We start from the raw sequence: 23,274 nt of genomic DNA, 5'->3' as shown, positions 1-23,274 counted from the left end.
CGTCGCCCGTCCGGGGCTCAGGTGGACTGCGGCTCGAAGTCCCAGTGGGGGCGGGTGCGGGAGCGGGCGGAGAGGGTGTGGACGTGCCGGGCGCCGAGGGTGGCGTCCAGGTCGGCGAGGGCCTCCTGCTCGATCTTCTCGGCCTCCTGGCGGGCCGCCAGCCCGCGCAGGTCGGCGGCGAGCGCCACCCGTGCGGAGAGGGTGAGCGGATGGGTGCGGCCGAGCATCTCAGCGGCCCGGGCGGCCGTCTGCCGGCTCAGCTCGGCCGCCGGTTCGGGGCCGGCGACGAGGTTGCGCAGGGCGGCGGCGTTCACCGCGCAGCCGAGCGTCCACGGATGCCGCTCGCCCACGGCGGCCGTCATGTCGGCCACCGCCTGCTCGATCAGCTCGTGGGCCTGGTCCCACTCGCCGACGGCGCGCAGTACCAGGGCGTGGTTGGCGCGGGCGCCGACGATGAACGGATGCCCCGCGGGCAGCATCAGCTCGTAGCGGGCGAGAACGGACTCGCCGATCTCGCGGGCCTGGTCGATGTCGCCGTGCTCGCGGTAGAAGCAGCCCGTGCCGACGGCGAAGCGCAGGGTCTGCGGGTCGGTCTCGCCGAGCACGCGCTCACAGCGCTCCAGCACGCCGGCGAACATCGGGCCCGCCGCGTTGCGGTCGCCGGTGCGGTACTGGCACAGGGCGAGGTTGTGCTCGGCGTCCAGGGTCTGCGGGTTGTCCCGGCCCATCACGTTGCGGTGCTCGCGCACGCTGGTGCGCTGCGCCGACTCCGCCTCGGCGTAGCGGCCGAGCAGGCGCAGGTCCGTCGCGTAGGAGATCTCCGAGTACAGCGTCCAGGGGTGGCGGCCCCGCAGCAGCAGGCGGCGCGACTCCAGGGTGCGCAGGTCGGCGTCGAGCGCCTCCCGGTAGCGGCCCAGCAGGCGGAGCGAGACGGCGAGGTTCTTCTGGGCGTTGAGCGTGCGGGAGTCGGCGTCGCCCAGGAGTTCTCGGTAGAGGACCAGCAGCCGCTCGGAGATCCGCAGGGACTCGTCGTAGCGGCCGAGGCCCCGCAGGTCGGCGGCGAGGCCGCCGAGCGCCCGCAGGTGGTCGAGGTCCTGCTCGCCGCGCTGCTCGCGCAGGTGCTCGACGGTGGCGCGCTCCAGGACCTCGGTGGCCTGGTAGTCGCCGGCGGCCCGCAGCAGGTTGGCGTAGTGGTAGGTCAGTTCCCACACGCGCGGGTGGTTCTCGCCCAGGAGCGGCTTCCAGGCCGCCAGGGCGCGCTCGCCGAGCTTGATGCCGGCCCGGTACTCGCCCGACAGGTACATGTAGCGCAGGCAGTTGAAGACCAGCGACTGGACCGCGGAGTCCTTGCTCGGCAGGACGTCGGCGAACTTCAGGTGCGGGACGATCTCGGCGTAGCCGGGCCACAGGCGGGTGTCGGTGGGCCGGCGGGGGTCGGCGGCGGCCAGCGCGCGCCGGACCACGTCGACGAACTCGCGGCGGTCCTCGTCCGGCATGTCCTTGTGGACGATCTGGTGGACCATGCGGTGCAGGTACAGGGACTCGCCGGAGGAGGCCGCCTCGTCGCCCGCCGCCTCGTGCGACTCCAGGCGGACGACGGAGTACTGGCGGAGCTGGTTGATGGCCCGGTTCCACAGCAGCGGGTCGTTGAGCAGGCCGGCGATCTGCTCGGGCAGCTGGTCGTGCGGCATCTCCTTCAGCAGGCGTACCGGGATGAAGCCGGGTGCGAAGAAGGTGCACAGGCGCAGCAGGTCGACGGACTCCGGGACGGTGTCGCGGAGTTTGTTCAGCAGTATCGACCAGGCGGTCTGGAAGGCGACCGGGAAGTCGGCGGAGATCTTGACGACGTCCTGGTCGATGCCGCCGTCGAGCAGGGCGATGTACTCCCGGACGGACAGGTCGGAGTCGTTGAGCCAGCCGGCGGTCTGGTCGAGCAGGAGGGGCAGGTCCTCCAGCGCCTCGGCGAGCTGGTCGGCCTCGGGTTCGGTGAGGCGGGGCGCGCGGCGCCGGATGAAGGCGACCGACTCGTCCCGGTCGTAGACCGGTACTTCCAGGAGCCGGCTGTTGTGCTCGCTCCACTCCGGGTTGCGCGAGGTGATCAGGACGTGCCCGGGGCCGGTGGGCACGAGGTCGTAGATCTGGTCGGGTTCGTCGGCGCCGTCCAGGACGAGCAGCCAGCGGCCGTACGGCTCGCCGCGGCGCAGCGCGTCGCGCACGGCCCGCAGCCGCTCGCCGTACTCGGCTCCCGTGGACAGGCCCAACTGCGGTGCCAGCTCGGCCAGTCGGCGGCGGTAGGTGACCCGTTTCTCGGCGTTCACCCACCACACGACGTCGTACTCGGAGCCGAAGCGGTAGACGTACTCGGCGGCGAGCTGCGTCTTGCCGACGCCGGACATGCCGTGCAGGGTGACGACGCCGGCGCCGGGCTCGGCGCCCTGGAGCAGGTGGTAGGCGTCGTTCAGGAGCAGCTCGCGGCCGGTGAAGCGGGTGTTGCGGCGCGGGACGCCGCCCCACACCTCGGGCATGGCGGCCGGATAACGCGGGCCCCGCCGGGCGGTCTCGGCGGCTTCCGGCAGCGGGGCGGAGGGCAGGTCGAGTCGGTCCAGGACGCGGCGCTCGGCCTCGTCGGCACCCATGTTGTTGAGGTCGACGGCGCCCAGCACGGCGGTCGCCGCGGGGACCGCGCCGGTGGTCACCGACACGGCGGCGAACCGGGACGGGTCGGGGGCGACGACCTCGCGCAGCGCGGTGTTCCACTCCTCCTGGCTGCGCGGGCCGAGTTGGAAGTACCACTCGCTGACGACGACGAGGATGCGGCCCCGGGCGAGGGTCAGGTCGCGCAGCAGGTCGGCGAGGGGGACCTCGGCCGGGGCGTCCCAGCGCTGGTACACCACGCGATGGCCACGCCGCTCCAGGCGGTCCCCGATCCAGGCGGCCCAGGCCCGGTTGAACCCGGCGAAGCTGATCGTGACGGTCTGCTTCGCGGCCTCCCTCTCGGCTGGCCGGACCGGCGTACGAGCTCCAGACATGCAGCGGCCTCCCCGCGCGTGATTTTAGAACCGCCGCGAGGGCCGGCGGTAGGGCGCCGACACGGCCGCCCGCCGCCTGCCCACGGTCCTGGGGCAAACGTGTTCAGCGCCGATCTTGGCGTACGGAGGGGCCCGCGTCCGGGAAGCCGCGGCTTTCGGCGAGGATGGCTCGATCCGGCCGGTGGCGGGAAGCCGTTCACCGGCCCGGCGCGTGCCGTCGGGCCCACAGCGTGCGGGCGGCGCGGACGTAGGCGGTGGCCCGTGCGGTGTGGTCGCGCGGCGCCGGCTGTTCGGCGAGCCGTTCGCACGTCTCGACCATGCGGTCGACGAACCGGCGTCCGCGCGGGGTGAGATCACCGGATCCGACGAGCGCGGGCAGGGCGGCCCGGACCTGTTCCTGGTAGTGGGCGTGCTGCGCCCAGGCGGCTTCCCGGCGGAGCGGGCTCGGCGCGGTGCGGGCCGTGCGCTGGAAGAAGTCGGCCAGAGCGAGGTGGGAGTAGGCGCCCTGCAACAGGCCGTCGTACGGGCGCGGGTCGGGGCGCCACGGCGCGAAGTACCGCTCCCGCGCGTCCGCGTGATGCAGGGTCACGAGGTCGCCGAGCGCGGCGAGTTTGGTGTGCTGGATCTCGTGGACGAGGGTGGCGGCGAACGCGGTGCCGTCGGCCGGGGTGCTGCTCAGTACCGCGCCGAAGGCCTCGCGCCGGGTGGCGCTGCAACTGCCGCCCGCCCCGCCCCGTGCGCCGGACGGCAGGGTGAGCGGCACGAGGCAGCGCAGCAGGGCCGCCGCTTCGGCGAGGCGGTGCTCGCCGCCGAGCCCGAGCGCCGCGGCCGTGCCGGACCAGGCGTGCAGCCACAGTTTGCGGTCGGTGTCGTCGAGGGTGGCCGGGCCGCCGAGGGTGCGCGGCCGGTGTCCCCCGCGCGCGGTCCGGTACGGGTCGAGGTCGTCGAGGGGCACGGGCCCGGTGCCGGGCAGCAGGCCCGGCAGCGCGTGGGCGGGTGTCCAGGCCGCGGCGTCCGACCACGCGCCGACGCCGCTCTGCGCGTGCACGACCACGTCCGCCTCGCCGGGCCGGCGGAACGTCAGCCGCCCTCGCCGGTGCACGAGGCCCACGTCGGTGTCGCCCCGCCCGGTGCGCAGCGCGCCGAGCGAGGGCAGGGTGAGGACGCCGTCGCGTGCCGTCAGCCGCACGGCGCAGGACACTCCGGCGCGGACGGCGGCGACGGCGGCGAGCGCGGCGAAGTGGGCCAGCGCGCGGGCCGGTTCGCCCGGGTCGCGGTCGGCGTCCGGCCCGCTCACCGCGCCGAGCCCGCGCAGCGCGTCGCGGGCCCAGGGGCCGATGAAGGGGTGCAGGAGCAGGGACCGGACGCCGGTCGGGGACGGTACGGGGAACGCGGCCCCGGTGGTGGGGTCGGCGGTGCGGGGCGGGGAGTGCGGCGGGGACGGGACATAATCGCCCGGTCCGGCCGGGCAGGGGACGGCGAGGGGGAGGTCCGGGGCCGGGGCAGGCGGCGCCGCTGCGGCTTGAGGCGCGCGGCCGTCCGCGATGCCGGACGCTCCGGCCCGCGCGCCCGCCGCGTCCCGGTGTGCCCGCCCGGCGCCGGGCGGCGCACCGGAGTCCGGCCCTGCGGCCCGGTGCGCGGGGCGGCCGGCCCGCTCCAACCGCTCCGTCTCCTCCAGCAGGGCCCAGTCCTCGTGCAGCCGGGTCAGGGCGGCGGCCGGCAGGACCCGCGGGCCGGCGGCCTCGGCCGCGTCGTGGACGGCGCGGACCAGGAGCAGCCGGCGGGTGTGCTGGTCGCGGACGAGGAGCCCGAGCGTCTCCGGTCCGCCTCCGGTACGGCCCAGTTCGTCCAGGGCCCGCTCCGGGACCGGCGGATGGATCACCGCACACCTCCTTCGGCGGCGGCCGGGGCGGTGGGAGGCGCGGGAGCGTGCGGGACGCCGAGCGCCGCGGGAACGGCAGCCGGGGTCACGCCGGCCGGCGCACCGGCGGAGGCGGCGGCGGAGGCGGAGGCCGGCGGCACGGCGGGCACCACGGAGGCGGCGGCCGGAGGCACATCGGGCGACCCACTCGCGGAGGCCGGGACGACGAAGGCAGCGGCGGGGGCCGTCGGCACATCGGCCACCACGTGGACGGCAGCCGGGGACGCACCGGCGGAGGCCGGGACGACGGAGACCGCGGAGGCTGCGGCGGTGGCGACGGAGGCCGTCGCGGCGGTAGCCGGGACGGGGTGGCCCACAGGGAGCGCGGTCGGGCCGCGGACGGCGGGGGCGGCCGGGATCGTGCCGGGACCGGTGGCCAGCTCCGCGGCGGGGCTCGTGCCGGGACCGGTGGCCGGCCCCGCGGCTGTGGCGAGTCCCGCGGCGGGCGCGACGGGGCGCGGAGGCACCGCGGCGGGCGCCGCCCGGCCTGCCGTCACGGTCGGCGGCGGGGGCGGGGCCGCCTCGGTGAGTCGTGCGGCGACGTGCCGGATGAGGCGCTGGAGGTCGGCGCAGTAGACGGACGGGTTGGCGAAGCCGTGCCCGGCCCGGTAGCGGTGGGCGTAGTGGCCGCCGCCGCAGACCGTGAGCAGCGGGCAGGCCCGGCACGCGGCAGCGAGCGCGGCGGTGCCCGCCTGCCGGGCCGCGACCCCCGGATGGTCGAGGGCGGCGTCGAAGGGGTGCCGGAAGACGTCCAGTCCGGTCTCGGCGGCCCCGGCGTAGCAGGACTTCAGGGAATCGACCTGCTCGATGGAACCGTCGGTCTCCACGACGAGGGCGTCGAACGGCGCGAGTCCGAGCGATTCGGTGGCGGCGGGCAGCCCGAGCAGCAGCGCCAGGCACTCCTCGAAGAGACGGACGCGCGTCTCCCGCCGCCCGGCGCTCCACCAGCGGTCGAAGACCGCGCTCAGCCAGTCCCCGTACGGCGTGCCGCCGGGTCGCCAGCCCCGGGGCGGGGCGGACCAGTTGCCGTGCGGGAGCAGCAGGTCCACGGCGGGGGGCCGCAAGCCGAGCAGCGACTCGTACAGCTCGACGGGGTCGGACGCGGGGTCCACCACGGTGAGGATGCCGGCGTAGGCCCGCGGGTGGTGTGCGGCGAGCAGCCGGGCCCCGCGGGCGGCGGCGGGCCAGGAGGGGCGTCCGGCGTGGTCGGTGCGCTGCGTGTTGTGCTCGGCCAGGCCGCCGTCGAGGCTGATGCCGACGCGGACGCCGTGCCGGGCGAGGACGGCGAGCCGGCGTTCGGTGAGCAGGGTGGCGTTGGTCTGCACGGTGGCGTGGACGGCGCAGTCGTCGGGGACGAGCCGGCGGACGCGGCCGGCGAACCGGGCGAGGGTGCCGGCGCCGGCGAGCAGCGGTTCGCCGCCGTGCAGGACGAGGGACAGGGCGCGCAGGCCGTGGGCGCGGGCGTGCTCGGCGATCCGCCGCGCGGTGCGCTCCAGGACGGCGGGCGGGGCGGCGGCGGGGCGGTCGCGCCAGCCGTGGTCGGGGCCCGCGTAGAGGTAGCAGTAGCGGCAGGCGAGGTTGCAGCGGCCGTGCATCTTGACGACGAACTGCCGGAAGGGGAACGGCGGTCCGCCGGAGGGGACGGCGTGCGGGTGCGCGGGTCCGAGGTCCGCGGGGCGGGAGGTCGCGGTGGCGCGCGGTCCGGGATGTGGGGTGTCCCGGTGCGGGGCGGGCGTCGTGGGATGCGCGGGGGCCGCCTCTTCCGACACTCCGGCACCCCCATGACGTACGGCCTCGCGGTTCCGCGGCGCGCACCGCGCCCCGGCCCCTGCCCGTACGGGGCGGCATTCCCGGGCGGGGCCCGGACACAAACGCGGGGCGCCCGAAGTTGTCCGGTTCCGTCGCGGGAGGGGACCGGAACGGACGTCCCGCGCCCTCGCCGCGGGCGGCCGCGGAGGCCGCCCGGCGCTCCGCCGGGCGCGGCCGTCGGCCCATCGCATCGCGTCCGGCCGGTCCGTGCGGTCGGCCGCCGCGCGTCCGGGGCCCGGTTCAGAAGGAGTTGTTGAACCCCCACAGCGTCTCGCTCGGCAGCCCGGCCCGCTCCCTCAGGTCGGCCAGGACCTCGTCCAGCACCGGGTGCCGGAGGGACCGCAGGTGCGCGAGGTCCAGTTCCAGCAGGTCGGGCACCTCCGACCCCGCCCGCCGATCCGCCGGCACCGCCGGTGCCGACGGCTCGTCCCCCGTGCCGTCCGCGTCGCGCGCGCCGTCCCGTACGCCCATGTCTTCCCCCTCGGGTTCCCTGTCGCGCGCCGGCGGAGTCCGGCGCGGCACCTGCTCGCTCACCCCAGCTCGGCCAGCCGCTGGGCCGTCTGCCGGGCCGTCGGCTCCCCCGTGCTCAGGGCGTCCTCCGGGAGCCTGGCCCAGTCGTCCCGTGCGGCCCGGTAGGCCTCCCGGGCGGCCCGGGGCCGCGCCGCCGCCTCGTAGGACATACCCCGCCAGTGCTGGGCGCGCGCCCGCAGTTCCACGGCCTCCCGGCGCCGCCGGTCGGTCTCCGCCTCCTCCTCGGCCTCGCGCGCGGACTCGGCCGCCGCTCGGAAGGCGTCGACGGCCTCGTCGAGACGGGCCTTGCGGCCGAGGCTCTGGTACGCCTCGAACTGGGCCTGCCCGAGTTCCAGCCAGCAGTGCGCGGTGGTCAGCGGCGGTCCCTCCTCCAGGGCCGCGAGCCCGAGCAGGTGCTCCGCCTCCCGCAGGTCGACCCGGTCGCCGCGGGCCCGGTAGCGCAGCATCAGCGCGCGGCCGAGCAGCAGCAGCCGGTGCGCCAGGGAGCGGTTGCCGGCGGGGGTCTCGGCCCGGCAGTCGCGCAGCACCCGGACGGCCCGGGACAGCGCGTCGGGCCCGCGGTCCAGGACGGCCAGGTGCAGCAGTGCCTCGCCCCATTCGGCGAGCACGTCCGCGTGCGCGGGGTCGTCCCGGGGAACGCCGCGGGACGCCCGCCGGAACAGGTCGGCGGCCTGCCGGAGTTCACCGGGGTCGCCGGTCTCGGAGTACCGGGCGACGTGGACACGGCCCGCCCGCACGTGCAGGGCGGCGCGCAGCCCCTGGTCGCGGGTGAGGGAGAGCGCCTCGTCGAGGTGGGTCCGGGCGTCGTCGAGGGGGCCGCCGGAGCGGAGGATCGCGTCGACGAGGTCGAGGAGGACGCGGACGCGACCGGTCTCCGCGGCGGCGCCGGGCAGGGCGGCGGGGCCGGGTTCGAGGGCGGCGCGCAGGGAGTGCGCGCCCTGCTCCGCGTAGAGCCGGGCCTGCTCGTGATCGGGGGTGGCTCCGGAGAGCCGCAGCAGGACGCGGCCGTGGGCGAGCGGGAGTTCGGGCGGGCGGGGCCGCTCGTCGGGCCAGGCGTCGGCGAACGCCTCCAGCATGCCGACCGCGCCCTGGAGGACGGCGCTGTCGCCGCCGAGGCGCCACTGCTCCTCCAGCGCGCGCACCCGCTCCAGGGTGAGCCGCAGCGCCTCGGCGTCCTCCAGGCCGGGGGCGGCGCAGGCCACCGCGTACTCGCGGTCGGCGCGGCGCAGCAGGTCGAGGGCGCCCCGGGGGTCGCGGCGCCGCCGCCGGTCGGTGGCGGCGGCGTGCAGCACCCGGGCGAGGGCGGCGCGTTCGCGCAGCGCCCGGGGGTGCGCGACGGCCCGTTCGGCGGCGGCCTCCGCCTCGCGCAGCAGGTCGGCTCCGCCCTGCACCTCCCACAGCCGCAGGACGCAGGTGGCGTACTCCGCCCACAGTTCGGGGTCGGCTCCGGCGGGCCGTTCGTGTTCGGTGGCGCCGCGCAGCAGCTGGACGGCGTCGATGAGGTCCTGCACCATGCCGTCGCTGTCGAACCGGCGGGCCAGGGAGCGGGCCCGGACCACGGCGGCGTGGCTGGGCCGGTCGCCGGGCAGGGCGTCGCGCCCGCGGGCGCCGTAGGGCGCGAACTGCTCGGGCAGGGGCATGAACCGTTCCAGGACCCGGGCCGCGACTTCGGCGAAGGGCTGCGGCACGAGGGTGGCGCCGCCGCCGTCGCCGTTCTCGCCCGGGTAGCAGGAGCCCGGCGGGTGCGTCCGTCCGGAGCCGCCGTCGCCGAGCTGGGCCAGCGCCAGGGCGGGGAAGTTGGGGCCGCCCCGGCCGAAGCGGTGCTCGATGTACTCGGAGCAGTGCTTGAGCACGAGCATGGCCTCGTCCCGGCCGAGCGGGGAGAGCAGTGCCTCCTGGACGCCGGGCGCGAACGCGTACCAGGGGGCGCCGTCCTCGCCCTGCTCCTCGGCCGTGGCGCGTGCGAGGAGCCCGCTGAGCAGGACCTCGGCCAGCTCGGAGGGCCCGGAGTCCGGGAGCATGGTGCGCTGGACGAGCTGCATCACCGGGAGGCTGAGCGGGGCCGCCGCGAGATAGCCGGCCAGCCGGCCGGCCGCCTGGGAGGCGTTGGACCGGAAGCGGCTGACGCGTTCGAGTCCGGACAGCCGTCGCCCCGCGCGGGGTCCGCGGGCCGGCGCGTGGTCGGGCCGGACCCAGCCGACCGCGCCGGCGACGGGTCCCGCCCCGGTGCCGGACAGCAGTCGTGCCCAGGCGCCGAGGGCGGCCGGTTCGGGCGGCAGGACGGGGACGGGGAGGGCGCCGGCGTGGGCCTCCGGTGGTGGCCCCGCGGGCAGTCGGACCTTCAGCGTGGCCGCGCCGGCGAGGGCCTCGCCACGGGTGAGCCGGCCGTGGGACACCGGGAGCCGGGTGCGGTTCCACAGGCGCTGGGGCAGCGGCTGGAGCACGGCCACGGGACCAAGCCGGGAGAGGTGGTGCAGCAGCCGGTGGGCACGGCCGCTGTGCCACAGCGGGCCCGCGCAGTCGCTGACGACCAGGGTGACCCGGCGGCCGGTGGGGTCGCTGAGCCGGTCGGCCGAGTGCAGCGGGCCGGCTTCGGGGTCGGGGCCGCGGCCGACGGCGGGCTCGCCGTCCGGGCCCTGGTGCAGGCAACCGACCTCGATGCCCCGGAAGGCGCCGAGTTGGCCGAAGACCTGCTCCAGTTCGCCGAACATGCGGTCCCACACGCGCATCGAGGAGGAGGCGTCCATCACGAGCTGGAGCGTGGCGTCGCCGCGGGTCACGCCCCGGAAGACGGGGAGCACCAGGCCGCCCGCGCGGGCGCTGAGCTCGGCGGTGGCCGTCTCGTCGAGCCTGCGGCGCAGCGGGGGCGCCGCGGTCCGGTATCCCTGCAAGGGCCGTAAGGCGCGCTGGAGTTCGAGTGGGGAGGGGAAGGCGGGGGCGGCGGGGACGCCGACCGGCAGTTCCGCCGCGCGGTCGCCGTGCGGGCGGCGGGGGGCGCCGTCCCGCCGGACCGGATACAGCGCCACACGCCGGTCCGTGGCGGGGTCCGGCCGGTGCGGTCCGGTGGTGCCGCCGTCGGCGGGCGGGCGGGTGGCGGCCGGCGGGCCGGTGCGGGCGGGGGGCGGCTCCTGCCCGGCGGGCCGCGCACCGGTCGGCGGTTCGCTCCCCGGCCCGCCGGCCGGCCCGCCGTCGGCGGTGTCCGACGGACGGGACCAGCGCGCGAGCCAGAGCGCGTCGGCGAGCTGCGCGGCGTCGGGGTCGAGCCCGGTCAGCCGCAGCCGGGCGACGAGTTCGGCGATCGGGTCGCCGCCGGTCATCAGCCCGTCACCTCGGACGGTCAAGTCGCTGGATGAGCAGGTCGGCGAGCCGGTCCCGGCTGGGCGGTGCCGCCGCGTCGGTGAGGTAGATGGCGTTCAGGAGCTGGTCGGCGGCGACGAGTTCGCTGCGCGAACGCTCCAGGAAGTGGGTGATCAGGTCGTCCCCGGCGCGGGCCGCCTCGTCGCCGAGGTGGGCGCGGACGAAGGTGGCGAGCCGCTTGTGGTCCGGGCGGCCCAGTTCGAGGTGGATGCAGCGGCGCATCAGCGGGGCGGGGAAGTCCCGTTCCCCGTTGCTGGTCAGCACCACGAAGGGGAAGGCGCGGCAGCGCACCCGCCCGTCGCGCACCCGTGCCCTGGAGCCGTCGGCGGTGAGCACCTCGGCCTCGCCGCCGGGCAGCCGGTCGGCGACGCGTTCCAGCTCGGGAATCGCGAACTCGCCCTCCTCCAGGACGTTCAGGAGGTCGTTGGGCAGGTCGATGTCGCTCTTGTCGAGTTCGTCGATGAGCAGCACGCGCGGGGTGTCGGACGGCAGCAGCGCGGTGCCCAGCGGGCCGAGGCGGATGTAGCCGCCGATGCCCTCGACGGACCCGGGGGCGCCGGGCGCGGCCGGTCCGGCGCCCTGGGGAGCGGCGATCTGGACGTCCTGGAGGCGGGCGATGGCGTCGTAGTGGTACAGCCCGTCCTGGAGCGCGGACCGGCTGACGATCGGCCAGCGCAGCACGGTGCCCAGGCCCAGCTCGTAGGCCACGGAGTGCGCGAGGGTGCTCTTGCCCGCTCCGGGGCTTCCGGTGACGAGCAGCGGGCGGCGCAGGTAGAGCGCCGCGTTGATCATCTCCAGTTCCTCGGCGCCGGGCCGGTGCAGTTCGGCCAGGTGGCGGTGGGCGCCCAGCCGGCGGTCCTCGGAACCGTCGGCTCCGGACGCGGCGGTGGCGCGGCCGGCGAAGTCGCGCCAGGGCGGCGGGGGCGGGAGGCGGTCCAGCCCGTCGTGGGGTTCGCCGGCGCCCCGGTAGATGAGCCACTCGCTGGATTCGGTCATTGCCCCGTCCTCGTCGTCACTCGTCCACCACGGCAACAGTCGGAGTCGCCCCACCGTATCGACCCGGGATGGGCCCCGTAAGGTCCCACGGAGGGCTCGCGGTGGCCCGCCCGGGCTCTCCCCGGCGCGTCGCGCGAGCGCGCCCTCCGGCGGGCGGCGTCACGGCGCCTCCAGCAGGTCCCCGGTGCCGGGCAGCGGCCGGCGCGGGTCGTCGTAGAAGAGGGCGATCCCGTCCGCCCAGTAGGTCTCGGGTCTGCCCGCGCGCAGTCCGGCCCGCAGGGCGAGCACCAGCTCCGGGAGCCGGTCCGCGCCGCCCGCGCCGGCCACCGTGTCGCCCGCCCTGCGGTGGAACTCGCCGCAGACGGCGTCGGCCTGGCCCCGCCAGCGCCGCCACAGGGCCACGCCGTACCCGCCGTGCACGATGCGGACGAGGGCCACCCGGTCGTCCTCGAAGCGGTCGTCGCCGTAGCGGCAGAGCACGGGGACGGTCCGGTGCGGCAGCCCGCGCAGCGACTCGGCGGCGGGGACGGGGACCCGCAGCCCGTCCTCGCAGTCGAGGACCTCGGCCTCGGCGCCGTGCGCGTGGATCCACCGCCACCGTGCCTCCCGTTCGTGCCGCTCCTCCCGCGCCGGCGCATCCTCGGCGTCCGAGAGGCCGCTCCCGTCGCCGGGCGGCCACTCCCGGTCGGCGCAGCGCACGACGACGGGGCGGTGCGCGCCGAGCGGCGGCTCGCCGGGGCCCAGCCGCCAGGTGTCGACGTCGAGTCCGAGCAGCAGGTGGGGCAGCGCGACCTGGAGGTGGGCGGGCCGTCCGGGTTCGTCGCACTGGCGGAATGCCTCCGCGAGGGCGGGCGCGAGGAGCGCCGGCAGGTCCTCCACCGGGGCGCGCTCGCCGTCGCGGAGCCGCAGCGCCTCCCCGCTCGGCCGGCCGACCGCGACATGCCAGTCGCAGCGGCCCGGTTCCCAGCCCCGTTCCTCCAGTTCGAGCAGGACGAACAGCCGGGGCGCACGGTCGGCGCTCCGTACCGGGTCGCGCGCGGTGCCCGCCCCCGGTGCCGTCGGTCCGCGCGGCGGGAGCTGGAGCCGCTCGATCCACTGCTGGCCGAGCCGGCGCCGGAATCCGGGGCCCGGACGGCCCTCGGCGGTCTGCCGCACCCATTCCCACAGGGCCCGCTCGGCGGGCCGGGTGCCCGGGGTGACGAAGGGGCGTTCGGCCGACATGGCCCGCATGGCGTAGTCGAGGACGAGGTCGAGCGCGGCGTCCTGGCGGGCGCTCTCGTAGAGCGCGCCGAGTCCGTCCCGCCAGCCGCGCGGGGCCGGGTGCGGGATGGCGGTCCGGTCGCCGACGAGGGATTCGAGCAGGTCGAGGAGGGCGCGGGTGCCGGCGGGCGGCGGCAGGTCGGCGAGCCGGCCGAGCAGTTGGGTGCGCTCCTCGGGGCTCAGCGCCCGGCCCGGCCGGGCACCCAGCTGGTTCTGCACGTCGGCCCACGTGCTGCGGCGGGTGTCGGGGTGGCGCTGGCGGTCGCGGTGGTAGCGGTCGTGGGCGTGGAAGACGGCCTGGTAGGCGTCGTCGTGCTCGGCGGCGGCCGGGGCCGCGGGCACCGGCAGCGACCGTAACTGCTCGACGCCGGTGCAGGTGCCGCCGAGTCCGCGGTCCGCGCGGGACTTCAGCACGCCGACGACCTCTCCGCGTACGGGGTCGACGACGGGGCCGCCCGAGACGCCGGGCGGCAGCACGTCGCCGCCCAGCCGGATCTGCTCGTCGTCCGACCAGCCGCCGAGGGTGCCCTGCACCGTGCAGGTGCCGCTCAGCCGGCGCAGTTCCCCGCCGACCACGGACCAGCCGGAGTAGAGGACGACGGACTCCTCGTAGTAGGCCGCCGGGCGTTCGGTGACGTAGGCGCAGTCGTGGTCCGCCGGTTCGCCGAGCCGCACAAGGGCGAGGTCCGGGGCGGGCCAGGTGCCGCGCACGGGCAGCCCGGCGCGGTCCGGGAGCGCCGCCGCCACCACGCCCGCGACGGCCGAGCTGCCGCCCGGCCCCGTCTCGTACACCACCGTCACCTCGCACCCCTCCCCGCTCGGCACCACGTGCGCGCAGGTCAGAACCCAGTTCGGAGCGATGAAGAAGCCGCTGCCGAGGAACGTGCCGGGTTCGTCGGGGGCATACCCGGCGCCGGCGCGGTGGATGCGCACGGTGGCGGCCATGACGAGATCACGCAGCGCACGGTGGGCGTTCCCGGGGCCTCCCGGTGCGCCCGGGGCGTGCCCTTGCGTCATGCTCCGCCCCCGGCGGGGGCGTCGCCCGCACCGCCGTGCGCCGGGGCGCCGGGAGACGCGCCCGCGCCGGGCCGGCCGCCGGTGCCGTCCAGGTCCGGCGGGCCGCCGTTCCAGGTGAGCGTCACGGTGATGCCCGCCTTGGTCTCCCCGTCCGCGAGCAGGCCGACCACCTTGCCGGCCTTGGCGGTCAGTTCGATGCCGAACGCGACGCTCACCTCGTCGGGCCGGACGGCGCGCAGCGGTCCGGCGAGGGAGCGCGCGACGCTGGTGACGACGGACCGCAGGCTCTCCACCCGGGCCTCGACGCGGTCCTCGAAGGCCACGTCGCTCAGCGACAGCTCGCCGGACGGCTCCTCCAGTTCGTCGGCGCCCGAGATCCGCGCCCACACCGGTGTTCCGTCGGGCATCTCGATCCGTGCGATCCGGGTCACCGCGTCCCCCATGACATCCCCCGTCTCCCCCACGCCCCCGTGGTACCGCCGGCCTCGCAGGCTAGCGGCAGGTCCCCGTACAGGACAGGGGCCCTTCGCGGGCACGGCCGCCCGCCTATCCTTTTCCCAGCGTTCCAGCCTTCCACCTCCCCATCACCGACGGAGCACGATCCATGTACTTCACCGACCGCGGCATCGAGGAACTTGAGAAGCGGCGCGGCGAGGAAGAGGTCACCTTCGAGTGGCTCGCCGAGCAGTTGCGTACGTTCGTCGACCTCAACCCGGACTTCGAGGTCCCGGTGGAGCGGCTGGCGACGTGGCTGGCGCGGCTGGACGACGAGGACGAGGACGACGCGTAGCCGTCGCCGCGCGCCACTCCTCGCTCGGCACCTCCCCCTTCCCGGCCGTCCTCGTCCCGCCCCTCTTTCGTCGTGCCTTCCGCCCCGCCCCGCCGCGCCCCCGATCGGGCCCCGCCCCGCCGCCCCCTCGCCCCGCGTCATCCGGTTCGCGGGCTCCGGGGCCGCCGGCGCGCACCGGCCGTCCGTGCCGCGGCCGGGGACCCCTCAGGCGCGGGTGCGCAGCCGGTCGTACGCCAGACCGAGGAGGCCGCGCGCCGTCAGGACCGTCCCGGCGACGACCCAGCCGCCGCCGCGGTGCCGCAGGCCCCAGGCGGCGAGCGGGACGCCGAGGAGCACCTGGGCGGCGGCCAGGGCGCGGGCCCGGGGCCCGCGCAGCCAAGGCCCGAGCGGGCCGCCCTCCACCGCGTGGAGCCCCGCCTCGACGGCGCCGCGCCGGTCGGCCCACTCCACCGGCTCGGCGTCGGGCAGGGCGCCGGCCGCGGCGTGCAGCCGGTCGGCCGGCGTCCCCGGGTCGAGGCCGGGAGGGAGCAGCAGCCCCGCGCGCGTGAGGACGGCGAGCAGCCCCCGCACGCGTGCCGCGGCGTCCGCCTCGGGATCGGGCCGCGTCAGCGGTTCGAGGGCCTGGACGTCGAGGACCGGGTCGAGCCCGAGACGGGCCGCGAAGGTGCGCACCGCCTCGTCCTCGCCGACCGGGGTGCCGTCCGCCAGCCATTCGTAGCCCACGGGGCGGCGGAATCCGGACGCCAGCGTGAAGCCGCCGCGGTCGGCGTCCCACCACAGGGCGAGCACCGGCCAGGACGACCCGACGGCGAGCGCGGTGGCCCAGCCGGTCAGGACGCGGTCCACCGGTTCGGCGTCGTGCCGCCAGGGCCGCCCCTCGGGGACCAGCACGCTCCACCCGGCTCCCGCGCCGACGAGGACCGCCCGCTCGCGCAGCAGTGGAGCGGCGGGGGCGACCGACCCGGGGCGGGCCCGGCAGAGCAGGAGGGCGCCGGCGGAACCGGCCGGGCCGTCGTCCGGCGGGCCGGGCGGGCCGTCGTGGTCCCGCGGCGCGTCGGGGGCGGTCGGCATGGTCCGACCTTAGGGCGTTTTGTCCGTATCGGCGCTTCGATGCCCCCGAAACGAGTGTCTTGACTTTCCGCATCCGCGATATATCGTGAATGACGAGGACGCGATATGGCGCGTCCGTCCCGGGCCCGGTCACGGGCCCGGCCCGGTGGAGGAGGTCCGCACCATGTCCGAGTGGTCCGTGGCAGAGCCGCAGAAGCTCTCCTTCGACGACCCCGTGACGGCACTGCACGTGCGCGTCGTCAACGGAACGGTGAACGTCGTGGGGACCGACGAGGGTTCCGCCCGCCTCGAAGTGTCCGCGCTGGAGGGGCCCCCGCTCCAGGTGACCCAGCAGGACGGCACCCTGACCGTGGCCTACGAGGACCTGCCCTGGAAGGGCTTCCTCAAGTGGTTCGACTCCAGGGGCTGGCACCGCTCGGCGGTGGTGTCGCTGGCCGTGCCGGCCGGCACCCGGGTGGAGGTCGGCCTGGTGGGAGCCGCCGCCGTGGTCTCCGGCATGGAGGGACGGGTCGAGGTGAAGGGCGTCACCGGCGACACGACCCTGGTCGGCGTCGCGGGGCCCGCCCGGGTCGACACCGTCTCCGGGAACCTGGAGGCCCAGGCCGTCACCGGCGACCTCCGGTTCAAGTCCGTCTCCGGCGACCTGACCGTCGTCGAGGGCTCCGGCCCCTCCGTGCGAGCCGACTCGGTGAGCGGTTCGATGATCGTCGACCTGGACGAGACGGGCGCCCCCACCGACGTCAGACTGTCGAACGTGTCGGGCGAGATCGCCATCCGGCTCCCCCACCCGGCCGACGCCGAGGTGGAGGCCAACACCGCCAGCGGCACCGTCTCCAGCGCCTTCGAGGACCTCCGGGTCACCGGCCAGTGGGGCGCGAAGAAGATCACCGGCCGCCTCGGCGCGGGCAACGGCCGACTCCGGGCCGTGACCGCCTCGGGCTCCATCGCCCTGCTGCGCCGCCCTCCGGCGGAGGAGGAGCCCCCCGAGGGCACGCCGGCGCCCGCCCACCCGCGGCAGGAGACGGCCGCCCCGGAGGCCGCCGCCGAGCAGGAGCCACCCGTGGCCCGCGAGCCCGCCGGCCCGCCCGCCGCGGCCGGGCAGGACGGCAGCACCGCGAGCGGCGACGCCACCGGCGACCGCCCGGCCGACGCCCCCACCGACAAGAAGGTGCTCTGAGATGCCCCCCGTCTTCGCCCACGGCCGACTGCGCCTGTACCTCCTGAAGCTGCTGGACGAGGCGCCCCGCCACGGGTACGAGGTGATCAGGCTGCTGGAGGAGCGCTTCCAGGGGCTCTACGCGCCCTCGGCCGGCACCGTCTACCCCCGGCTCGCCAAGCTGGAGGCCGAGGGACTCGTCACCCACACCTCCGAGGGCGGCCGCAAGGTGTACGCCATCACGGACGCGGGCAGGGCGGAACTGGCCGACCGCAGTGGCGAGCTGGCCGACCTGGAGCTGGAGATCCGTGAGTCGGTCGCGGAGTTGGCGGCCGAGATCCGCGCCGACGTGCGGGGTGCCGCCGGTGACCTGCGGCGCGAGATGCGGGCCGCGGCCACCGAGGCCCGGCGCGGCCCGTCCGCCTCCGCCGGGCAGCACGCCGCCTCGGCGGCGGGCGCCGCCGGCGCCGAGGAGTTCGCGGACAAGGAGTCCTGGCGGGCGGCCAAGGAGGAGATGCGCCGCGTCCGCCAGGAGTGGAAGGAGCAGGCCCGGCGCGCGAAGGACGAGAGCCGGCGCGCCCGGGACGAGGCCCAGCGCGCCCGGCGCCAGGCCAAGGAGGCCCAGGAGCGGGCCCGCGCCCAGGCCCAGGCCGAGATGCAGCGCATGGCCAAGCACGTCCAGGACCAGGTCCAGGACCACTTCGCGCGGGGCGACTGGCCGACGGGCGTCCGCGAGGGACTGACCGAACTGGCCAAGGAGTTCGGCGACTTCGGGAAGAACATGGGCAAGGACTTCGGCTTCGGCCGCACCCCGTCCGGCGCCCCCACCGAGCCGGAGTACACGGCGACGCCGGAGGACTTCCCCGCGGAGTACGCGCCCGCCTGGGCCCACGAGGAGTCGACGGGTGATCCGGCCCGGGACCTGGACCGCCTGCTGGACCGCTTCCGTGACGACATCCGCGACGCCTCCCGGGACCACGGCGTGACGGAGGCCCAGCTCCGGCAGGCCCGCGGCCACCTGTCGGCAGCCGCGGCCCGGATCGCGTCGACGCTGAGAACCGAGCGGGGATAGCCGGTCCCCTCCGGGGCTCCATGATCCCGGCACCCTCTCCCGGGCGCGCGGCTCTCCCGGCGTCTGCCGATCGCGGCCGGCCGGGGCGCGCCGCCCCGGCGGGTCACCCCGCCTCGGCCACCCCGCCTCCCTCGCCGTACAGCAGGCGGGTCACCGAGCCGTGGGTGACGCCGTGGTCGGCGAGCGCCTCGGAGGCGAGGCCGCCCTGAAGCGTGAGGGCCAGGAGCAGGTGCTCGTCACCGATATGGCGGTCCCGGCGGGCCACGGCGACCCGGAGAGCCCGGGCCAGGACGTCCTTGGCTCCCTGACCGAAGGGCCGCCGGCCGCCGCGGCGCCCGGAACCGCTCCGCCCGCCCCGCTCCAGAGCCCCTTCGCCGTGCGCCTCCTCGACCCGGGCGACGATCTCCGACAGGTCGATGCCGAGGCCGGACAGCGCGTCCGCGTCGGCGCGGGACAGTCCGCCGCGACGACGCGCCGCGGCGAGGTCCCGCTCCAGCGACTCCCTCGGCGCGCCCGCCCTGAGCGACCCCAGGGCGAAGGAGCCCCGGCTGCCCTCACGGTCCAGGAGGGCGAGCAGCAGGTGCTCCTCCTCGACCGCCGCCGCGCCCGACCGTTCGGCGTGCGCCACCGCCCCCGTGACGACGGCCCGCGCATCCCGTGTGAAGCGTTCGAACATCACTGCCTCCCGTACTTCTTGTGCACGGCCTGCCTGCTCACTCCGAGTTCCGCGGCGATCTCCTGCCACGACCAGCCCTGATGGCGCGCGCTGCGCACCTGGACCGCTTCCAGCTGCTCCAGCAGCCTTCGCAGCGCGGAGACCGCCCGCAGGCCGATCCGCGGATCGCGATCACCGGCACGCTCGGCCAGATCCGTTGCTTCGGTCATGATGTCAACTTACGTTGACACCCGCCACATGTCAACCGTGATTGACACGCGGCACCCGAGAACGACCCGCGCAGACGCGGCGACGGGCCCGGACATCCGGACCCGTCGCATGGAGGGCGCCACGATCGGCCGCCCGGCGCCTGCCTGATGCCCGCTCGGCCGGCGGGCCGGCCGTCAGCCCGACGTGAGCACGATCTTGCCGAAGTGGTCGCCCGCTTCGAGGCGCCGGAACCCTTCGCGGGCCCGGTCGAGCGGAAGCACCTCGTCGACGACGGGCCGCACGCCGGTGGTGGCGCAGAAGGCCAGCAGATCCTCCAGCTCGTCCTTCGAGCCCATCGTGGAACCGACGACCTTGAGTTCGAGGAAGAAGATGCGCGTCAGCTCGGCGTGCGAGGGACGGTCGCCGCTGGTGGCCCCGGTGATGACGACGGTGCCACCGGGACGCAGCGACTTGATCGAGTGCGACCAGGTGGCCGCGCCGACGGTCTCGATGACGGCGTCCACGCGGTGCGGCAGCCGGGCTCCGGACTCCAGCGCCTCGACGGCGCCGAGTTCCAGCGCCCGCTTCCGCTTGGCCTCGTCCCGGCTGGTGGCGAACATCCGCAGCCCCGCGGCCTTCCCGAGCACGATCGCGGCGGTGGCGACTCCGCCGCCCGCCCCCTGCACGAGCACGGAGTCGCCCGGCCGCACTCCGGCGTTGGTGAACAGCATCCGGTACGCGGTCAGCCAGGCGGTGGGCAGACAGGCCGCCTCCGCGAAGGACAGCTCGGGAGGCTTGGGCAGGACGTTCCAGGTCGGCACGGAGACCTGCTCGGCGAACGTGCCCTGGTAGCGCTCGGTGAGGATGGAACGGGGTTCTCCGGGGCCGACCCCGTGGCCGGTCTGCCCGATGACGGAGTGCAGGACGACCTCGTTGCCGTCCTGGTCGACCCCGGCCGCGTCGCAGCCGAGGATCATCGGGAGCTTGTCCTCGGCGAGGCCGACTCCGCGCAGGGACCAGAGGTCGTGGTGGTTGAGGGAGGCGGCCCGTACGTTCACGGTGGTCCAGCCGGGCCTCTGTTCGGGAGCCGGACGCTCCCCCAACTCCAGGCCGTTCAGCGGCTGGTCACGGTCGATTCGGGCGGCATAGGCAGCGAACATGGCCCTGACGATAGGCTCCGCCCCCGCCCGGCGGAACCGCCTCCCTCTGTGACACGCGTCCCGCACCTGCGGCGATCTCGCTCTCACCTCCCTCGCGCCGCCCGCCACCCGGCCACGAGGGCGCCGGTGGACGGGACCCCCGGACCCGAAGGCCCCCGGTCCGCGCGACCCCGGGGGACGGAGGCCCGAAGACCCGGCACCGGGCATCGCGCACCGCGCACCGCGCACCGGCGATCGGTCATCGGGGGGGGCCGGGGATCGAGGACTGGGGATCGTGCACCGGGCGCCGGTGACCCAGGGGGCGGGGGCCGGGGGGCCGGGGATCGGAGACCGCGCACCGCGCACCAGGGGCCGGGGACCGGGTGTCAGGACCCCGGCTTCCGGGACGGTGACGGTCCCCGCTTGAGTGGGCGGAGGCGGCACCGGACAGGGACAGGACGGCGGAAAAGCGAGAACCCCGCCGGAAGGAGGAACCCTTCCGACGGGGTCACGGCGAACGCGGGCCTCAGCGGCGGGCGACGCCCTCGGCGCGGGCCGCGGCGGCCACGGCGGCCGTCACCGCCGGCGCCACCCGCTCGTCGAACGGCGAGGGGATGACGTAGTCGGCGGCGAGATCGTCACCGACGACGGCGGCCAGCGCCTCGGCGGCGGCGATCTTCATGGCCTCGGTGATCCGGGAGGCCCGGACCTGGAGGGCACCGGCGAAGATGCCGGGGAACGCCAGCACGTTGTTGATCTGGTTGGGGAAGTCCGACCGGCCGGTCGCGACGACGGCCGCGTACTTGTGGGCGACCTCGGGGTGGACCTCGGGGTTCGGGTTGGCCATCGCGAACACGAAGGCGCCCTCCGCCATGGAGGCGACCGCCGGCTCCGGCACCGTGCCGCCGGACACGCCGATGAACACGTCGGCACCCGCGAGCGCGGACTCCAGGGAGCCGGAGATACCGGCCTTGTTGGTGATCTCGGCGAGCTCGCGCTTGACGTCCGTGAGGTCGTCCCGGTCGCGCGACACCACGCCCTTGCGGTCGGCGACCGCGACATCGCCGATGCCCGCCTCCAGCAGGAACTTGGCGATGGCCACACCGGCCGCGCCCGCACCGGAGATCACCGCGCGCAGCGACCCGATGGAGCGACCCGTCAGCCGGGCCGCGTTGCGCAGGGCCGCGAGCGTGACGATCGCGGTTCCGTGCTGGTCGTCGTGGAAGACCGGGATGTCCAGGCGCTCCTGGAGCTTCCGCTCGATCTCGAAGCACCGGGGTGCCGAGATGTCCTCCAGGTTGACCCCTCCGAAGGAGGGCGCGAGCCGTTCCACGGTCTCGACGATCTCGTCGACACCCGTGCAGCCGAGCGCGATCGGAACGGCGTCGACGCCGCCGAACTGCTTGAACAGGATGGCCTTGCCCTCCATGACGGGGAGCGAGGCCTCCGGGCCGATGTCACCGAGTCCGAGGACGGCCGTGCCGTCGGTCACGACGGCGACCACGGACGACTTCCACGTGTAGTCGTGGACGAGGTCCGGCTGCTCGGCGATCGCGCTGCACACTTTCGCGACGCCGGGCGTGTACGCCAGGGACAGGTCGTCCTTGTCGCGGACCGGCACGGTGGCTTGCACTGCCATCTTGCCGCCGCGGTGCAGCGCGAAAGCCGGGTCGAAGGAGTCGAGGGGCTCGGCCCCGCCCTCCTGATCCGTACTGCTGTCGCTGCGAGGATTGACGATCTCCGCTGCCACTTTGTTTTACCCCTTAAGTCTTCATTGTCTGAGGGTGAACCACTCCTGGTTGAGGGGTGGGCGGGCACCGCGCAGGCCCTGCCGCCGTGGTTGCGTACGGGCGGCTGCGCGACGGGCGCGCCGCACACGCGCCCTGAGCCCCGGATGAGGGGTGTAGAGAACCTTCTTACCCGACGCACGGTGTCGCGGACGAGCCCATAACGCCAAGATCACACGCCGGTGACATGACTCATGCCCTGATCCATTGACAATTCCGGACATGCGCTCGTTCGACAGAGGGTGCGTAGGAGCGGCCCTCCGCATCGCGCGGTACACCGAAGATTTTCCGGCCGGAAGCGGGGATTCCCGCACAGGATCCGGTCAGGACCTACCGGCGCGTAGCGGTTCGGGGGTCACCCGTTATCCGATTTTGACATAGCGGTCACCCTGAATGGCGCAGTCCGAATGGCAGGATGCCGTCATCACACGAGGTCGCGACACTCGAAGGTGTGTGTTCTCGTCGACCTGTCGGCTACTCCCTCATCCGCCGGAGGACCCTCATGACCGCTCGCACCACCCGTCGTACCACCGCCGCGCACTCCCGGATAGCTGCGGTCGGTGCGATCGCGGTCGTCAGCGCCCTTGTGCTCACCGGCTGCGGTGACCAGACCGACAAGAGCGGCAGCTCCTCGGACACCTCGTCCAGCACCAAGGCGCCGCTCGCCGACAAGCTCCCCAAGGACATCAAGCCCGGGAGCACGCTGAAGGTCGGCTCCGACATCGCGTACCCGCCGGTCGAGTACATCAAGGACGGCAAGGCCGTCGGCATCGACCCGGACATCGCGGACGCGCTCGGCAAGCAGCTGGGCGTGAAGCTCGAATTCCAGAACGGCAAGTTCGATCAGCTGATCGTCGGCCTCCAGTCGAAGCGTTTCAACGTGATCATGTCGGCGATGAACGACACGAAGGACCGCCAGAACGGCATCGACTCGGACACCGGCAAGAAGGCCGGCAGCGGTATCGACTTCGTCGACTACTTCACCGCCGGCACGTCGATCCTCGTCCAGAAGGGCAACCCCAAGGGCATCCAGTCCCTGGACGACCTGTGCGGCAAGGTGGTGGCGCTCCAGAAGGGCACGACCTCCGAGGGCATCGCCAAGGCCCAGAGCACCAAGTGCAAGAAGGACGGCAAGAAGGCCATCACGCTGCAGACGTTCGACACGGACCCGGAGGCGCTGCTCCGCCTGAAGCAGGGCGCTTCCGTGGCCGACCTGAACGACTTCCCGGTCGCCGCGTACAACGCGAAGACGTCGGGTGGCGGCAAGGACTTCGAGGTGGTCGGCGACCAGATCGAGGCCGGACCGTACGGCATCGGTGTCAGCAAGGAGAACACCGAGCTGCGGGACGCCCTCCAGGCCGCGATGGACGCGATCATCAAGAACGGCGACTACACGAAGATCCTGGAGAAGTGGAACGTCACGGACGGCGCGGTGACCGAGGCCAAGGTCAACGGCGGCTCCTGACCGTGCCCG

Annotated in this window: 16 protein-coding genes and 1 pseudogene; 4 read left to right on the top strand and 13 right to left on the bottom strand. The window is 75.5% G+C overall.

Going from position 1 to position 23,274, the window contains the following annotated elements; all coding sequences use genetic code 11:
- Positions 1 to 17: 17 nt before the first annotated feature.
- The 8 genes and pseudogenes from fxsT to ACGFS9_RS15695 all read right to left on the bottom strand — a co-directional run bounded on the left by fxsT (position 18) and on the right by ACGFS9_RS15695 (position 14,363).
- The gene (gene fxsT, locus ACGFS9_RS15730; RefSeq protein ID WP_393253601.1) at positions 18 to 3,029 is read right to left on the bottom strand and encodes an FxSxx-COOH system tetratricopeptide repeat protein; all 3,012 of its coding nucleotides are present in this window, start codon (positions 3,027 to 3,029) and stop codon (positions 18 to 20) included.
- 196 nt (positions 3,030 to 3,225) lie between these two features.
- On the bottom strand, positions 3,226 to 4,911 hold the full coding sequence (locus tag ACGFS9_RS15725) for an aKG-HExxH-type peptide beta-hydroxylase (protein WP_393253600.1): 1,686 nt from the start codon (positions 4,909 to 4,911) through the stop codon (positions 3,226 to 3,228).
- 539 nt (positions 4,912 to 5,450) lie between these two features.
- A pseudogene (locus ACGFS9_RS15720) lies at positions 5,451 to 6,545 on the bottom strand (FxsB family cyclophane-forming radical SAM/SPASM peptide maturase); the annotation flags it as partial.
- A gap of 454 nt (positions 6,546 to 6,999) precedes the next feature.
- Positions 7,000 to 7,230, bottom strand: coding sequence for an FxSxx-COOH cyclophane-containing RiPP peptide (fxsA, locus tag ACGFS9_RS15715; RefSeq protein WP_393253599.1), 231 nt, complete (start codon positions 7,228 to 7,230; stop codon positions 7,000 to 7,002).
- A gap of 59 nt (positions 7,231 to 7,289) precedes the next feature.
- Complete coding sequence (locus ACGFS9_RS15710; RefSeq protein WP_393253598.1) at positions 7,290 to 10,607, bottom strand: SAV_2336 N-terminal domain-related protein; 3,318 nt, start codon at positions 10,605 to 10,607, stop codon at positions 7,290 to 7,292.
- Positions 10,608 to 10,614: 7 nt separating this feature from the next.
- On the bottom strand, positions 10,615 to 11,643 hold the full coding sequence (locus ACGFS9_RS15705) for an AAA family ATPase (protein ID WP_393253597.1): 1,029 nt from the start codon (positions 11,641 to 11,643) through the stop codon (positions 10,615 to 10,617).
- A gap of 159 nt (positions 11,644 to 11,802) precedes the next feature.
- Complete coding sequence (locus ACGFS9_RS15700) at positions 11,803 to 13,848, bottom strand: trypsin-like peptidase domain-containing protein (RefSeq protein WP_393253596.1); 2,046 nt, start codon at positions 13,846 to 13,848, stop codon at positions 11,803 to 11,805.
- Positions 13,849 to 13,916: 68 nt separating this feature from the next.
- Positions 13,917 to 14,363 carry a CU044_2847 family protein gene (locus ACGFS9_RS15695; protein ID WP_393253788.1) on the bottom strand — a complete coding sequence of 149 codons (447 nt, stop codon included), beginning with the start codon at positions 14,361 to 14,363 and terminating at the stop codon, positions 13,917 to 13,919.
- Between the two features lie 161 nt (positions 14,364 to 14,524).
- Between ACGFS9_RS15695 and ACGFS9_RS15690 the strand changes: the two genes are divergently transcribed.
- On the top strand, positions 14,525 to 14,710 hold the full coding sequence (locus tag ACGFS9_RS15690; protein WP_037620917.1) for a DUF6104 family protein: 186 nt from the start codon (positions 14,525 to 14,527) through the stop codon (positions 14,708 to 14,710).
- A 204-nt stretch (positions 14,711 to 14,914) separates the two neighbouring features.
- On the opposite strand, the gene ACGFS9_RS15685 is transcribed toward ACGFS9_RS15690, so the two are convergent.
- Complete coding sequence (locus ACGFS9_RS15685; RefSeq protein WP_393253595.1) at positions 14,915 to 15,781, bottom strand: hypothetical protein; 867 nt, start codon at positions 15,779 to 15,781, stop codon at positions 14,915 to 14,917.
- 163 nt (positions 15,782 to 15,944) lie between these two features.
- Here ACGFS9_RS15685 and ACGFS9_RS15680 point away from each other — a divergent pair, with 163 nt between their 5' ends.
- Positions 15,945 to 16,958, top strand: a complete 1,014-nt coding sequence (locus tag ACGFS9_RS15680) for a DUF4097 domain-containing protein (RefSeq protein ID WP_393253594.1) — start codon at positions 15,945 to 15,947, stop codon at positions 16,956 to 16,958.
- A 1-nt stretch (position 16,959) separates the two neighbouring features.
- A complete protein-coding gene (locus ACGFS9_RS15675) occupies positions 16,960 to 18,009 on the top strand; it encodes a helix-turn-helix transcriptional regulator (RefSeq protein WP_393253593.1) in 1,050 nt (349 codons plus the stop codon).
- A gap of 103 nt (positions 18,010 to 18,112) precedes the next feature.
- Here ACGFS9_RS15675 and ACGFS9_RS15670 read toward each other — a convergent pair whose 3' ends face one another.
- The 4 genes from ACGFS9_RS15670 to ACGFS9_RS15655 all read right to left on the bottom strand — a co-directional run bounded on the left by ACGFS9_RS15670 (position 18,113) and on the right by ACGFS9_RS15655 (position 21,763).
- The gene (locus ACGFS9_RS15670; RefSeq protein ID WP_393253592.1) at positions 18,113 to 18,685 is read right to left on the bottom strand and encodes a Clp protease N-terminal domain-containing protein; all 573 of its coding nucleotides are present in this window, start codon (positions 18,683 to 18,685) and stop codon (positions 18,113 to 18,115) included.
- The gene (locus ACGFS9_RS15665; RefSeq protein ID WP_148010429.1) at positions 18,685 to 18,894 is read right to left on the bottom strand and encodes a helix-turn-helix domain-containing protein; all 210 of its coding nucleotides are present in this window, start codon (positions 18,892 to 18,894) and stop codon (positions 18,685 to 18,687) included. The genes ACGFS9_RS15670 and ACGFS9_RS15665 overlap by 1 nt, the downstream gene beginning before the upstream one ends.
- Positions 18,895 to 19,068: 174 nt before the next feature.
- Positions 19,069 to 20,034 (bottom strand): zinc-binding dehydrogenase, encoded by a 966-nt coding sequence (locus ACGFS9_RS15660; protein ID WP_393253590.1) that lies wholly within the window; start codon positions 20,032 to 20,034, stop codon positions 19,069 to 19,071.
- A 505-nt stretch (positions 20,035 to 20,539) separates the two neighbouring features.
- Positions 20,540 to 21,763, bottom strand: a complete 1,224-nt coding sequence (locus tag ACGFS9_RS15655; protein WP_393253588.1) for an NADP-dependent malic enzyme — start codon at positions 21,761 to 21,763, stop codon at positions 20,540 to 20,542.
- 539 nt (positions 21,764 to 22,302) lie between these two features.
- Here ACGFS9_RS15655 and ACGFS9_RS15650 point away from each other — a divergent pair.
- The gene (locus ACGFS9_RS15650) at positions 22,303 to 23,265 is read left to right on the top strand and encodes an ABC transporter substrate-binding protein (protein ID WP_393253587.1); all 963 of its coding nucleotides are present in this window, start codon (positions 22,303 to 22,305) and stop codon (positions 23,263 to 23,265) included.
- The last annotated feature ends 9 nt before the right edge of the window (positions 23,266 to 23,274 follow it).

Origin of the sequence: Streptomyces sp. NPDC048566 (assembly GCF_043199735.1) — a bacterium.
In the GTDB taxonomy this organism is placed as follows: Bacteria; Actinomycetota; Actinomycetes; order Streptomycetales; family Streptomycetaceae; genus Streptomyces.
Note: the sequence above shows the minus strand (reverse complement) of the source record. Positions and strands in the feature narration are given on the sequence as shown.